This is a genomic window from Anabaena sp. FACHB-595 (assembly GCF_048568275.1).
GTDB lineage: Bacteria > Cyanobacteriota > Cyanobacteriia > Cyanobacteriales > Nostocaceae > Trichormus.
In genome coordinates, this window is the sequence record NZ_CP183473.1 from 3,131,908 (window position 1) to 3,145,909 (window position 14,002).

Annotated in this window: 11 protein-coding genes; 7 read left to right on the plus strand and 4 right to left on the minus strand. The window is 39.1% G+C overall.

Annotation, left to right across the window (positions count from 1 at the left end; genetic code table 11):
- Nucleotides 1–832: 832 nt before the first annotated feature.
- From ACN222_RS13110 to ACN222_RS13130, 5 genes are all read left to right on the plus strand, one after another.
- On the plus strand, nucleotides 833–1,876 hold the full coding sequence (locus ACN222_RS13110) for a helix-turn-helix transcriptional regulator (RefSeq protein ID WP_010996781.1): 1,044 nt from the start codon (nucleotides 833–835) through the stop codon (nucleotides 1,874–1,876).
- Nucleotides 1,877–2,175: 299 nt separating this feature from the next.
- Complete coding sequence (locus tag ACN222_RS13115) at nucleotides 2,176–4,782, plus strand: TonB-dependent siderophore receptor (protein WP_044521425.1); 2,607 nt, start codon at nucleotides 2,176–2,178, stop codon at nucleotides 4,780–4,782.
- Nucleotides 4,783–4,819: 37 nt separating this feature from the next.
- Nucleotides 4,820–5,815, plus strand: a complete 996-nt coding sequence (locus tag ACN222_RS13120; RefSeq protein WP_010996783.1) for an iron-siderophore ABC transporter substrate-binding protein — start codon at nucleotides 4,820–4,822, stop codon at nucleotides 5,813–5,815.
- A gap of 333 nt (nucleotides 5,816–6,148) precedes the next feature.
- Complete coding sequence (locus ACN222_RS13125; RefSeq protein WP_010996784.1) at nucleotides 6,149–6,943, plus strand: peroxiredoxin-like family protein; 795 nt, start codon at nucleotides 6,149–6,151, stop codon at nucleotides 6,941–6,943.
- Between the two features lie 595 nt (nucleotides 6,944–7,538).
- A complete protein-coding gene (locus ACN222_RS13130) occupies nucleotides 7,539–7,850 on the plus strand; it encodes a hypothetical protein (RefSeq protein ID WP_010996785.1) in 312 nt (103 codons plus the stop codon).
- 172 nt (nucleotides 7,851–8,022) lie between these two features.
- On the opposite strand, the gene rpmB is transcribed toward ACN222_RS13130, so the two are convergent.
- Together rpmB and topA are read right to left on the minus strand one after the other, a co-directional pair.
- Complete coding sequence (rpmB, locus tag ACN222_RS13135) at nucleotides 8,023–8,259, minus strand: 50S ribosomal protein L28 (protein WP_010996786.1); 237 nt, start codon at nucleotides 8,257–8,259, stop codon at nucleotides 8,023–8,025.
- Nucleotides 8,260–8,431: 172 nt separating this feature from the next.
- Nucleotides 8,432–10,615 (minus strand): type I DNA topoisomerase, encoded by a 2,184-nt coding sequence (gene topA, locus ACN222_RS13140; protein ID WP_010996787.1) that lies wholly within the window; start codon nucleotides 10,613–10,615, stop codon nucleotides 8,432–8,434.
- A gap of 178 nt (nucleotides 10,616–10,793) precedes the next feature.
- On the opposite strand from topA, the gene ACN222_RS13145 reads away from it, so the two are divergent.
- Nucleotides 10,794–10,919 carry a hypothetical protein gene (locus ACN222_RS13145; protein ID WP_272867740.1) on the plus strand — a complete coding sequence of 42 codons (126 nt, stop codon included), beginning with the start codon at nucleotides 10,794–10,796 and terminating at the stop codon, nucleotides 10,917–10,919.
- A gap of 506 nt (nucleotides 10,920–11,425) precedes the next feature.
- On the opposite strand, the gene ACN222_RS13150 is transcribed toward ACN222_RS13145, so the two are convergent.
- Nucleotides 11,426–12,118 carry a hypothetical protein gene (locus tag ACN222_RS13150; RefSeq protein WP_419756908.1) on the minus strand — a complete coding sequence of 231 codons (693 nt, stop codon included), beginning with the start codon at nucleotides 12,116–12,118 and terminating at the stop codon, nucleotides 11,426–11,428.
- The gene (locus tag ACN222_RS13155; protein ID WP_419756905.1) at nucleotides 12,090–12,770 is read right to left on the minus strand and encodes a ferric reductase-like transmembrane domain-containing protein; all 681 of its coding nucleotides are present in this window, start codon (nucleotides 12,768–12,770) and stop codon (nucleotides 12,090–12,092) included. Before ACN222_RS13155 ends, ACN222_RS13150 begins: the two co-directional genes overlap by 29 nt.
- 539 nt (nucleotides 12,771–13,309) lie before the next feature.
- Here ACN222_RS13155 and ACN222_RS13160 point away from each other — a divergent pair.
- Nucleotides 13,310–13,969, plus strand: coding sequence for a hypothetical protein (locus ACN222_RS13160; protein WP_010996790.1), 660 nt, complete (start codon nucleotides 13,310–13,312; stop codon nucleotides 13,967–13,969).
- The last annotated feature ends 33 nt before the right edge of the window (nucleotides 13,970–14,002 follow it).

The following is a 14,002-nucleotide window of genomic DNA, read 5'->3' on the forward strand; positions in this document are numbered from 1 at the left end:
TCTCGATTAAGTGCTTGAGCGATCGTTTGCATTACAGGTTGTAAAGGCATTTTGACTGCAAACATCACAAGGATTTTCTTCCTACTTTTGCTGACAATATTGCGGATGAAAAGCAATTAGGATGAACGACTGAACTTATATTTGGCATTTCCTGGCGACAATCGGGACAAAACCAGTAAATTCTGCTGCTACCAATGTGTTGCAACAGTTTTCCATGACAGCAAGGGCAGTTACTCATATTTTAATTATTTGCGTTGCTAAATTTCAAATTTATAAAATCTAATTATTGACACTAAAGTCAACAAATATCGTAACGTATTGAGATTTTTGCAATCAGAAAATATGTGGGAGAGTAGTTCTCCCACAAAAAAGCCTGATGTTGGAGGTAATAGATTTGTATAACAATAATCTAACAAATGATTCTATTTATTGCAATTAATTTTCAATAATTTTTGAGTTAAGCGATCGCCTCTGGTCGTTCGGAAACCATCGCTTTCACCTTGCACCCTTGTTGTCGTCCTCTTTGAACGATGCGATATTTTTTTGGTGCTGTCTAAGGACAAGCCGCTTCTCTATGTCAGCAAGTAATATTCTTGAGGTTGCCAAACGATTCCTAGTAGTTGAGAAAAGCTAGCAAAAATTTTGTATGTTTAATAACAAATTAGTGTTATAAAAATAGGCTATTCTAATTATGTTAGTGCTAATTAATCTCAGTAAGCTGCTACTTGCTGTATTTATCACAAATACTGATCAAAGTGACTTTGCATTGAGGATTTACTAAAACATATTACTAATAATTAGCAACAAATATAATAATTTATTGCCACTATTTATGACAATCACAATTTCACAAGAAGCTTTTTGGGATTTATTTGTAGAGATACCAGAAACAGAAAAAAAGTGCGATGGGCTAAGTCCAAGTATAGGCGATCGCTGGGATATATTTGATACCATTTGCTATTTCCCACAAGAATTAGGTCAAGGATTGTCTGGTGGAATAGAACTACGAGATGGTTTATATTTATCTATTTCCGAACACCAATTAAATGACGATCTGGTTATAAAACTTCCTGAGCGACAACATCCTTTAGAATACAGCTTTTATCTAGCAGGCTATTACGAAGATAATCATTTTGCTATTAGTAGCGGACAAAATAGATTGTGGGGTAGTGGACTAGCACCAAAGGAAAAATATAAAACATTTAAATCAGAAAAAATCATTGAGATTAATGTTCACATGGAAACGGAGCTATTTTGCCGTTTTATGGGTAAAGAAAAAAATCAGCTTCCGCAAGAATTAACTCATTTAGTCAGAAACAATCATCAAGAATATTATTCTCGTCCTGGTACTACGACTCCAGCAATGCAAATTGCATTACAACAAATGTTAAATTGTCCCTACCAGGGAATGATGAAACGGATGTACTTAGAAAGTAAGGTTTTGGAACTAATGGTATTGCTGGTTGAAGAAGATGTATCTGCACGTCAAGGTAAGAATGATACCTCTGCACTCAAACCTGATGATGTGGAACGTATTCACCACGCCAAAGAAATTTTGATCCGCAATTTAGAAAATCCTCCTTCTTTAATGGAATTATCTAGACAAGTCGGCTTAAATGACTGCACTCTTAAACGTGGCTTCCGGCTAGTATTTGATACGACAGTATTTGGCTATTTACATCATCATAGATTAGAAGAAGCACGCAAATTGTTAGTAGCAGGAGAAATAAACATTTCCCAAGCAGCTCGTAGAGTTGGTTTTTCTAGTCGCAGTTACTTTGCTACCGCTTTTAGAAAAAAATTTGGCATCAATCCCAAAGAATTTTTGATAGATAATTCGCGTTTATCAATGGAACTTCATCAGTTGATAGGATAAAGATAAGAGCAATAAATAGCTTGAGTGTTTGTATCAAAATTTGATGCATAAATTTAAAGATTTCCATGTAATCATAACCTGATTAAACAACTTAAAAATTCAAAAATTCCGTCTAGCGTTCAAAAAATTCCGTCTAGCGTTCAAAGCACTCATCTATATGCAAGAGGTTTCCTGTAAGCTTTTTGATATTAATTACTAATTACGAAAGTAAAGGTGATTGGGCATTAGGTAGTAGGTAAGAGAATTTATTAATACCCAGTCCCCAGTCCCCAATCACTTATTTGTGGGTGAGTAGAGTGATGTCAAATCAGTTACAAAAACTAGCTTGGATGATCGGTGTGGCTTTGGTACTGGTTAACCCCCCTGTATTAGCAGAGGATAGCCAAAAACCAATCTCTAAAATTTCTCAATTGGATGATGTAGAAAAACCTGCTACCAGTATTAAGCAATGGCTGGCTCAGTCGCTAATTCAAATTACAGGTGTCAAGTCCCAAACCACAGGCAAAGGGATAGAGGTAACTTTAGAAACTAATCAATCAGATAAACTGCAACTGGTAAATAAGAGTGAAGGGAATAGCTATATTGTTGATATTCCCAATGCTCAATTACGCCTACCTAGTGGCGATACATTCCGTCAAGAGAAAGCGACTGCGGGAATTAGTGAAGTTATAGTCACAAATTTAGATGCAAACACTGTTCGCGTGACAGTGACGGGTGAAACTGGTGCGCCGCAAGTTGAGTTATTTGATGGTGATGAAGGTTTGGTGTTTGGGGCTGTACCAACTGTGACGACTACACAAACACCACAGACACAACCCACGCCAGTAGAACCACAACCCAGCACTGAAACCCAGCCAGAACAGCCATCTGCACAGGGTGAACCAGAAGCACCTATTGAATTATTAGTCACAGGTGAGCAAAATAGATACCGTGTACCCAATGCTTCTACTGGAACGAGAACTGATACTCTGATCCGAGATATTCCTCAGACTATTCAAGTAGTTCCTGAACAAGTGATCAAAGATCAAAGAGTCACCCGTTTAAGAGACGCGCTGCTGAATATTGGTGGTGTGGTTCAAGATGGTGGGTTTGGTAGTACATCAGACCAAATCGGTATTCGGGGATTTTTTGGTGATGGTACTTTTGGTGGGAGTATTTTAGTTGATGGTTTCAAAGATGGACGAGGTGGTATTAGAGAGACTGCAAACGTTGAACGGATAGAAGTTCTCAAAGGGCCAGCTTCTGTTTTATATGGTGGCGTTCAACCAGGGGGAGTAATTAATTTAGTTACAAAGCAGCCTCTAAGAGATCCCTACTATAATGCTGAATTGTCAGTGGGTAGTTTCTCCACATTCCGCCCTAGTATTGATATCTCTGGACCACTAAATTCTGATAAAACTCTGCTCTATAGGCTCAATTCTGTTTACGAAACTTCTGATGGTTTCCGTGATTTTAATCAAGATGTTCAAAGATTCTTTATTTCACCCACTTTAAAATGGGAAATTGGCAAAGCAACTAACTTAACGCTTCAATTCGACTATCTCAACGATGAGCGTCCATTTGATCGGGGATTTTTAGCCTTTGGTGAGGGTATTATTGATACTCCTCTAGAGCGTTTTTTTGGTGAACCAGATGATGTCAGAAAAGTTGAAGAAATAGGCTTGAGCTATCGTTTAGAGCATAACTTTAACGATAATTGGAAAATCCGTAATGCTTTCCGATATCAAAGTTCAGATACTTTTGATTATCGTGCTGAACCTGTGAGATTAAATGAAACAACAGGCATTCTCACACGGAACTTTAGATCCAATGATGATTATGAAGAAAATTATACTTTACAAACTGATGTAGTTGGTAAGTTTATTACAGGCTCGATTAATCATACTCTTTTGTTTGGTGTTGACTTAGCTAGATTCACATCAGGAGGAACTCAAAGCCGATTACCAGGAGTAATTACACCCAGTATTAATGTATTCAATCCAGTTTACAATGCCATACCCAGACCTGGTTTAGACGAATTAACAAACGTTGTGCGTAATAACCAGGATAGAAGCACTGGTCTAGGAATTTTCTTGCAAAACCAAATAGCGTTTGCAGATAATTTAAAATTGCTTGTTGGTGGACGGTTTGATACTGTCGATCAAAATAGTACAGATTTACGGGATGGTTCTGAATCTGGTCGCTATGATTCCGCTTTCACTCCCAGATTGGGTATTGTTTATCAACCGATTGAACCTATTTCTCTTTATGCTAGTTACAGCCAATCATTTCAACCAAATTTTGGTACAAGAGTAGATGGTTCAATTCTAGAAGCTGAACGGGGAACTCAATACGAAGTAGGAGTAAAAGGTGAATTTTTGGATGGCAGATTAGCGGCTACTTTGGCAGCTTATCACATTACAAAATCCAACATTGCTGCCACTGATCTTGATAATCCAGACTTTCTTCTTCCTATAGGTGAACAACGTAACCAAGGTATTGAACTCAATGTGGCAGGAGAAATTAGTCCTGGTTGGAATGTGATTGCATCTTATTCCCATATTGATGCCGAGATTACCAGAGATAATGACGGTTTGCAGGGAAATCGTCCAGCTAATGTCCCATTTAATACAGCCAGTTTCTGGACAACTTACGAATTGCAACAAGGTGATTTGCAAGGATTAGGTTTTGGTTTAGGGTTATTTTATGTAGGCGATCGCCAAGGTGACTCTAGTAATACATATATCATCCCTGGCTATCTCAGAACAGATGCAGCAATCTACTATAAACGTGATAATTGGCGTGCGGGGATTAATATCCAAAATCTCTTTAACGAAAAACATTATCTAGGAGCAAATTTCGGTAGAGTTGCCATAGAACCGGGCGCACCATTAACAGTGATTGGTAGTTTTTCTGTGACATTTTAATTTGTCAAAAATCAGGCTTTAAGTATGAGATTCCATCATGAATGACAGTTATATCAAAATCAAAAACTTGACTCGCTGGTGGCGATTTGGGATTGTACTATTTTGTAGTCTAATCCTATCTATAGCTTGTCATCGTGATGGTTCTCTACCTGTTAATTATCAAAATACAAATGCAGCTTGTCGTCAGATGGAACACGCTGCGGGAATTGCCTGTATTCCCGAAAAGTTTGAGCGACTTGTGACTTTAGATGATGGAGAAAATGCGATCGCACTAGGTATTAAACCTCTTGGTGCTGTAATCTCCGATTTTTCATCATTTTGGAAAGATAAGCTCACAGGAGTAAAAAACATTGGGACAACTGGTGAACCTAATTTAGAAAGTATTCTTGCACTCAAACCAGATTTAATTGTCGGTTCTGACTATGAACAAGATATTTATCCTATTACTTCAAAAATTGCTCCAACCGTTTTGTTGAAATTTGAACACAGTGGTCAATGGAAAGAGGTATTTACAAATACTAGTGTGGCGTTAGGTAAGACAGAAGTTGGTCAAAAGGTAATGGAAAATTATTACCGTCGTCTTGCAGAATTTAAGCAGAAGATGGGTAATAAGTTGTCAAAAATTAAAGTTTCTGTAGTGCGCGTATATCCAGATAAAATAAACCTTTATCTCCTTGATTCCTTCTGCGGAACTATTTTGCAAGATGCCGGATTATCTCGCCCCGAATCGCAAAATTTCACGGCATCAGAAGCAACAATTTTATTTAATAATCAGATTCAAATGTCCATCAGTAATGAATTAATCGAACAAGCTGATGGTGATGTTATATTTATCTGGACGGCTGAGAATGATGCCAAAGGTAATCAAACAGCACAATATAAATTAGAGCAACTTAAAGCAAGTCCACTGTGGAGAAATTTAAAAGCTGTAAAAGAAAATAAGGTTTATGTAGTTCCAAGTTACTGGATAGGGAGTGGTATGTTAGCGGCAAACGCAATTATTGATGATTTATTTAAGTATCTAACAAATTAATTATTAACTTAGTATAAATAGGGAAGGCTAAAATTTTACCAGCCCCTTCGGGGCAGAAGCAAGAGGGAACATAAGAGAAGATGAGCATCGGATGTAAGGTTTAAAGCCTCACCCCTGGTGTGCATACTCCTTTCCTGCGGAACGCTACGCGAACGGTGAAGCAAGCTACGCGGTAGCATCTCGTCAGAGAAAAAACCTGATTTTCCTTGGCGTAGCCTCTCGTAGAGAAGGTAGGTAGAAATCACACTCTCCTGGTGGGCGGCTGAGTTTCCCTATTCCCCGTTCCCTATTCCCGGTTCCCTTTCATTGAAAAACCATCGCCCCCTCACCTGCATGAATATTCAAATAAGCTCTAATTCTCTAAATATTTATTCGATTTTGAGTCAATCTCAACGCTTGCGAGTTAGCGATGGAGAGATTAAACCCGTTTTAGATGGCTGCATCTATCCGTCAAAGTTACTTGTACTAATTTGGTCACAGTTAGGGGATTTTGATAATTTAGAATATGCTTGGTGGCTGCAAAGAGAAAAAGAACAGATCGCAGCCAGAGGAATTAGAATTTGCGCTATTGGAATTGGCGATCGCAATTCTGGACTCAAGTTTTGCGAATATACGGGCTTCCCTCAAGAATGGTTGTTTGTAGATGCAAAAGCTGAAATTCACCGCATTTTAGGGCTTTATCGCGGTTTATCTCTACAATTTCCCATGCTATCCAATTCACAAAAAGCATGGCTGAATTTAATGCTCATGTGTGCTGGGATTGGTAGTCCCGGAACTCTCAAGGAAGTTTTCCGGGGTTATAAGGGTGACAAGAAAGCACCTCAGTTAATTGCTGATGAGGAAGTTGTGAGGGGTACACCTTTACCACCAATGAAAGGTTCATTTTTCAAAGCTGCTGGCGGAAAAGGCTTTCAGCGTCCTTTTGAACTAGCAACCCTGCGCTTGCGAAATATGACTGAAGTTTTGAGCAACTGGAGTACTTATGTACCGGATTCATCTTATTTGACCCAGCGCGGAGGAACTTTTCTATTTGATTCTCAAGGGAAATTAATTTATGAGCATCGCGATCGCGGTATCCTGGGTTTTGCAGAAAATATGAGCAATCCCTTATCTTTTTTATACGAATAGATAGTAAGCGGAGAAGAGAAGTTGTCATCTAGAGTTTAAGACAATTCCTGGACAAAAAAAACCTAAAGAATATGTGTACGCCCTAGCCTACAAGGAGAGAGGTCAGAGTGTATCGCATACAAACGAGAAGCTCTATATGTTATCTGGTGGATTTTTAGCCAGTTGTAGTGAAGCGGTGATTCAGTGCTGAGATTTTACTTTCTATCTATGTAGCGTTAATCTACAGCACCTCATCAACAACTGGCGATAGGGTGGGCATCCTAAGGGTTATTTTAGGTAACTTTTATCCCTTAGCTGAAGTTCTACTATCCCGTGACCCTCTTGTGATCTTATTTAAACTGTTACAGCACAATCTTAGTTGCCAAAATGCCACAAAAATTTTTTGGCGAGTTCTGAGTAAAAAATACTTTCCTATGGTTTTCTCACAACTTCGATTAATTCGTTTCACACTATGCACAATAAAGCATTTTTGACTAGGGTCAGTTTAGAAACTGGCACTGATTAACCGCTTATTTTTATCCGAAAAAAGATATTCTGTATTAGTGCAAGGAGTGATACCTCTGAACTTAAATGTTTGTTACAGGGAATTGCTGTAATGCTTCCACTGAAAGGCTTATTGCATATTTCAACTGTTACACATGATAAGAAAGATGGTATAAACTTACACGATAAGCGCTTAGTAAGTAAAACTATGAGCGCTTTTTCGTGTATCGTCCAACAGTCTTGTGTTAAAGATTTAAGGTTGCCACAATTTAAGTTTTGTAAAGCTGTTGATAAACCTCTGGGTGATTTTAGAGGTTTGATTTACAAAGTATTTGGTGATAAATTGGCAAAACTTTGGTTACAAGGGCTATCAGGCAATATATGTACTGATGCCGATGTTGATACTCGTAAGCAAGGGCATTGAGGCTTAAGTTGACACTTCATCATATTAAGACCATGTGGGTTTATGATTCACCCACATAGGTCTTTGAGGCAGAAAATGTGGCACCAAGGGCAATTTTAATTAAGTATTTTCTGAAGATACGGAAATTAACCAGAAAATAAAATTAGCGAATTCCCAACCTATTATGAGAAGTTTAGTAATGGTTGAGGTTAATCCCAGCTTCTTTTGCCATTGCTTCTAAACCTTTGACCTCTAAAGTTTTAATGGCTTTGGTAGATAGCTTTAGTTTTACCCAACGGTTACCACTTGGCCACCAAACGCGCTTGTTTTGCAGGTTTACTTGTTGTAAGCGTTTGGTGCGACGGTGGGAGTGGGAAACAGCAAAAGCGTTATTTGCCTTTTTACCAGTTAGATCACATCGACGAGACATTATGTTGTATCTCCAGATTACTATTTAAGTACAGCCTTTCTATTTTAGAAGCTCTAGGATGAATATTGGGGTTAGATTGATTTAAAATTCCAAATTCGTCTTGGAAAGTCTGAGATAATGAAACAGCCCTGCTTTTTTTAAGGGGGCTAGGGGGGATGAAAACGTTGCATGGCTAGGTTATTTCCCCAAACTTAGGACTCCACCAACCTTTTGCAGTGTGGAAATAAGCCACATCTTTATGCTTTTTGTCAGTGCGAGATGAGGATGCAGAGCAACGCAGCATAGTTTTTTTCTGTCCATCTTTGGTGTAAGTATACTCTTCCAAAGGTTTTTTACATACTGGACAGGGGTATGCTGTCAACTGAGTGGGAAGTTTTGTTGAAGGTGAGAGATGATTCTTTTCCCCATTTTCTGCCATCTTGTCATCTTTTGTTCGTGGCGCTTGCCAAGTCTTACTAAATTCACTCCAAAATAAGACAGTGTTTTCACAACCGCTAGTGCATTTGAGGAAGTATTTTTTCTTCAGTTTACTGCTGGGAATTTTGCTGAGAAAGTTATTGCAATCAGGGCAGCGAGTCCGGCTGGTATCGTATTGACGCGCGGGAAAAGTTTTTGTCGTCTTGCCTGAATCGACAGTGACAGTCTTAGCTTTGGCTAAAGCTGGGGCAAAATAATTCTGATTCCAAGTGGTCAAGTATATCTGCCAAGGTTGTTTACCTTCAGCGATCGCATCGAGGGCATTTTCCATTTTGGCAGTAAATTCTGCTTCTAGTAAATCCGGTAGGGCTTTTTGTAAGAAAGTATCAACTTCTAAACCTAGATTTGTTGGGTGTAAGTTGTCTTTGGTCAGTTCGACGTAACCCCGTTTCTTCAGGGTGGCGATGGTGGGAGAATAGGTACTGGGACGACCAATGCCTTTACGTTCCATAAGTTGCACTAACTTTGGTTCGCTGTAGCGTGGTGGAGGTTGGGTTTGTTTTTTCTCGTGACCGGCATTTTCTAAAGTTACCATTTGCCCTTGTTGCAAGGTGGGTAAGAGGGTATCCTTGCTGAGATTAGGCCAGTAGCGGGTATAACCGAGAAATTCTACTACTTGTCCTCTTGCTTGCCAAAGAATTTGACCAGACTGGGTGATTACGACCGTTTTGCGTAGTTGGGCTGGACGACATTGGGAAGCGATCGCCCGTTTCCAAATCATCACATACAAGTTAAACTCATCCGTGGATAGTTCTATTCGCAACTGGGCGGAAGGACGAAACACATCAGTGGGGCGAATTGCTTCGTGTCCTTGTTGGGCTGTCTTGCTACTGCGATGTCTGGCAACCTGTGTCGGTACATTCTGCGGGTCATTTTGTTCCAACCACTGACGCGCACTTTCACAAAACTCTGGACTCAACATTACCGAGTCTGTCCGCATATATGTAATCAACCCAGCCTCATACAACTTTTGGGCTAGCTGCATCGTCTTCTCTGGTGCAAACTTCAACTTAGAACCAGCCGCTTGTTGCAGAGTGGAAGTAATAAAAGGTGGCGGTGGTTGACGGTTGGCAACTTTTCCCTCATACTGCACGATTTGGTGGGGATGACGGCGTGCTTCTTCTACTAAACGGTTAGCTTCGGCTTCTGCAAGTACGCGGGTAGACTCAGGCGCAGTTGTGCTATTTCCCGCCGCATCATCATGAATTTCTACTTCTGCTTCTGGAGAGTTTGAGCGAGTGTTAACTGCACCTTTATAGAAAGCGCGGAAACCTTCAACATAATCAACCCAAACACTCCAATAATCTTGAGGTACAAAACTTTGAATTTCCCTCTCCCGTTGACAAATCAGGTGGAGTGTAGAACTCTGCACTCTCCCCACACTCTTGGCCCCATTATTTAACGCCCAAACCAGAGGACTACCCTTATACCCGACCAACTTATCTAGACAATCTCGACACAATCCCGCCCCGACTAAATTTAAGTCCAGTTTGCGCGGATGAGCGATCGCACTCTGTACCGCCGAGGCTGTAATCTCTGTATAGACAACCCGTTTCGGTTCTCTCAATCCCAAAACTTCCTTGAGATGCCAAGCAATGGTTTCTCCTTCCCTATCCGGGTCAGTCCCTAACACAACTTCACTTACCTGCTTCGCCGCACTCTTTAACTGCTGGATAGTTTCTTTTGAACGTTGGTCACGCGGTACGTAGTGACACTGCACACTACTACCATCCATGCTGAACCCCAAAGCATCCTCACCCTCATCACTCAGTTCCCGAATATGTCCACAAGAAGCACGGACAATCCACTCAGAACCCAAAATTTGACTGAGCTTTTTCACTTTACCCGGAGATTCAACCACTAGCAGGCGTTTCGGCATAAACAATTCAAAAGTAAGAAAAAGGGAACAGCAAAAATCAAATTGCTCTACTCTCGCGTCCCATATAGCGATACCATTACCCCCATCCTTAAAGCTAATTCGTCAAGAAAATATCAAGGTGTTCTGGGTAAGCTTAAGTAGATTTTAGACCAGATGCGGTTGAATGGTCGCAGTGAAAATGACTCGTCTGCTGGAGATAGCTAATACCGAACAAAAACTTTATCCCAACTATCCCCCAGCAGTGCGTTTAACAAACAATCAGTCCACTCGTGAGGGTTTAAATCAAAGTGTGCTTTGTCAATGAGCTAAAATACTCAAAGCTTTAGATATAAGAATGATAATCACGTCACATCCTGGGAACTTTGCGGGTCTTTGGCATCGCCAATCCCAATGTAAAGCATTTAAGATTTTTTCAGATCCAGAAGTAGAAATATTCTTGACATAGTTAATTTTAATTTCTTCTAACGTATCGATGAGCAAAGCTTGAAATTCTTGAATGTTATGCTGTTTCTGCCTTTACTATCTTTTACTACTACTTTACAACTAGCTTTTTTCAACCAAATTATGACTTAGCAATGTTATATTTTCATTACTATTATTTGTATTTTTTTGTTCAGATCCAGGACGGTATTGTAGCCAAGCAAATAAGGCGGCAGTACCTAAAAAAGTTATAGTTATAGTGGCTACAATTTGCAGCATGATACTGTAACGCATGATCAAAAAAGGTAGTTTTTTTGCTGTAAAAACTCAAGTCTCATCAAATTCTGGGACTATATTTGTTAATTAAGTTGGGATAATTAATCAGTTGGGTTATACAAGGTTGTAATGTTCCATGTGAATATTAGTGATTGGCACTTCCAAATTATGTAAATATATCTCCACTTGATCCATCATTTTTGGCGCAGCACAGATAAAGTAATTTCGAGTTGCCGGACGTTTAGGAATGTAGCGTTCTAATAGTTGCTGATCAACGTATCCACTTTCCCCTGACCAATCCTCCGGAGGTTCTTTGAGAACGTGAATCACTGTTAGATCTAATTTATCTGTTAAGGCTTCAATTTCCTCTCTGTAAGTTATGTCTTCCCAATTTTTGCTGGCATAAATTAACAGTAGCGGACGCTCATCTTTACGTTCTGCTAAGGTAAAAAGCATACTAATAATTGGTGTAATACCTATCCCCCCAGCAATAAAGACAAATCCAGCAGTATTCTCATAGCGGTCTGTGGTGAAAACTCCATAGGGGCCATCTAGAAAAGCTTTAGTCCCTGGTTTGACATCTTTGATGGTTTTGGTAAAATCGCCTAAAGCTTTAATACCAAATTCCAGGCGATCGGAATGTTCTGCACTACAAGCAATAGAAAATGGATGTTCCCGCATTCTAAAGGGGGAAATTTCTAGAGTTAACCAAGCAAATTGGCCTGGTTGAAAATATATTCCTTGGTGTCCTCTAGGACGTAAAACCAAATTCCAAACATTACCTCGTTGGGGAATTACAGCTTCCACCAAGTAAGGTTTTTTTCAGCATAAAATAAGGTTTAACTAAGCGAATATAAATTAACAACCATAACGCAGCTATTGCAATACCAGTCCAAATCACTGCTTTCCAAAACAGACTTAAATAATTCAGCACACCCAAGACGTGTCCTAAACCAAAGCTAACGATAATAACTGCCAAAATACCATGAGCTATACGCCAATTTTCATAGCCAATATTCAGTTGTTTGCGCCAGATAGAAGTAACAATAATTGCTATTAGTGCCAAAGTTGCAATAACTGCTGCCCTAGCTCGCCAAGGCGCTTGGAAAAAATTTAATAATTGTAGTGTCTCAGGATTATTAATGAACAAAATTATCGGATGAGCCAGGAGAAATAAGAATGCAACTATCGAGGTGTAGCGATGAAATTGAAGAATGAGGTCAACACCATAAGAGGCTTCTATGCGATTAATGCGCGCAGTGAGAGCAAATTGCATTGCCATCATTGCTAAACCAATGAAACCCAAAGCCGCAGAAAATTCCAATAAAAAACTGCGTTCATTACTGGGTGTTGGTGGGTATAAAAGTAGTATAAATAGCGGGAAGAGAATAATGACAATATACGCAGCTATCCAAGATGCCCCTATTACCACGGGATTTTTCATCAATAAGCTTCTCATGGCGCGTAACTCCTAGCCTAGTTAAACAATACGGCTTGCGTTAGACTTCGTGTAGTGTCTCCTTCAGAAAGGAGATTTACTTGGATATTTCTAGTAATTGACCTGGAAAATGTCAAAAACTGCGACTGTAATTAACACTTTGCCAAAGTTTCCTATCGGTATATTTTCAAATAAATGTGAAGAGAAAGTGACAAATTATTATATTGTTAATACTTTATACTTATTAAGGATAGTTTAGGCTAGAACTTATAACATCCTCAGTTTCACACACTTCAAAAATTAAAGTAAAATATTAACTCATTTCTTTTTATAAAATTGAGTAAATCTTATCCTTGAAAAATAAGCTATAAATTTGGTTTATTGCCTATCCAAGGGCAAATAGTATACATTTAGACTTATTTTTGTCTGATTCACCATATTAGTTTTAATTCTAATTACATATATCTTATGGACAAAACTAAATTGTTAAATATTTATCACTTTCTCTTCACTTTTGTTGCCAACAATGGAATTAAAAGCATCAAAAGTAATGAAAAGCCATGAATACCAATTTTATCAACCGCACTTCTACCTTATTAACTGTTGCTAGTGTAGTTATTATTTCTAGTGTTTTACCAGCTTATGCAGAGAATGAAAATTTTACTGCTGATGAAGCCAACGTGATAAATCAGCCAGAACAAATAAATGCAAATCCTAATACTTCTACAACTTCTTTAACAACTGAGACAATACAACAACAAACTCCCTCAGCTATTGAATCGCAAACGGTAGCTCAAACTTTTGAACCTGGTAGAGCTACCCGTTCTGGCGCTAGTTATATTGGTGTTGGCGGTAATATTGGTATTACTGGTAATACAAGGGTCGGTGAAGGCTCATTTTCTGTGATTAGCAAAATTGGACTGACACGAAATATATCTGCACGTCCTGCTGCTTTAGTTGGTGATAATACAGTTTTTCTTCTACCACTGACTGTAGATTTTCCACAAGAAAATCTGGAAATTACTCAATTAAGTGTAGCGCCTTACATTGGTGGTGGCGTAGCAATTTCTACAGGTAGAGATAGCACTGTCGGGGCATTAATTACTGCTGGTGTAGATGTGCCTTTATCTCAACAGATAACAGCAACGGGTGGGGTAAATGTTAGTTTTATTGATGAAACTGATGTAGGTTTATCAATAGGTGTTGGTTACAATTTCTAATTTTTCAAACTCTCTAAAAGAGGGCAGAATTAT

Bases quoted from the DNA above. Each gene is read 5' to 3' on its own strand.
- ACN222_RS13110 (WP_010996781.1), top strand. From the start codon at position 833: ATGACAATCACAATTTCACAAGAAGCTTTTTGGGATTTATTTGTAGAG.
- ACN222_RS13115 (WP_044521425.1), top strand. From the start codon at position 2,176: ATGTCAAATCAGTTACAAAAACTAGCTTGGATGATCGGTGTGGCTTTG.
- ACN222_RS13120 (WP_010996783.1), top strand. From the start codon at position 4,820: ATGAATGACAGTTATATCAAAATCAAAAACTTGACTCGCTGGTGGCGA.
- ACN222_RS13125 (WP_010996784.1), top strand. From the start codon at position 6,149: ATGAATATTCAAATAAGCTCTAATTCTCTAAATATTTATTCGATTTTG.
- ACN222_RS13130 (WP_010996785.1), top strand. From the start codon at position 7,539: ATGCTTCCACTGAAAGGCTTATTGCATATTTCAACTGTTACACATGAT.
- rpmB (WP_010996786.1), bottom strand. From the start codon at position 8,259: ATGTCTCGTCGATGTGATCTAACTGGTAAAAAGGCAAATAACGCTTTT.
- topA (WP_010996787.1), bottom strand. From the start codon at position 10,615: ATGCCGAAACGCCTGCTAGTGGTTGAATCTCCGGGTAAAGTGAAAAAG.
- ACN222_RS13145 (WP_272867740.1), top strand. From the start codon at position 10,794: ATGACTCGTCTGCTGGAGATAGCTAATACCGAACAAAAACTTTATCCC.
- ACN222_RS13155 (WP_419756905.1), bottom strand. From the start codon at position 12,770: ATGAGAAGCTTATTGATGAAAAATCCCGTGGTAATAGGGGCATCTTGG.
- ACN222_RS13160 (WP_010996790.1), top strand. From the start codon at position 13,310: ATGAATACCAATTTTATCAACCGCACTTCTACCTTATTAACTGTTGCT.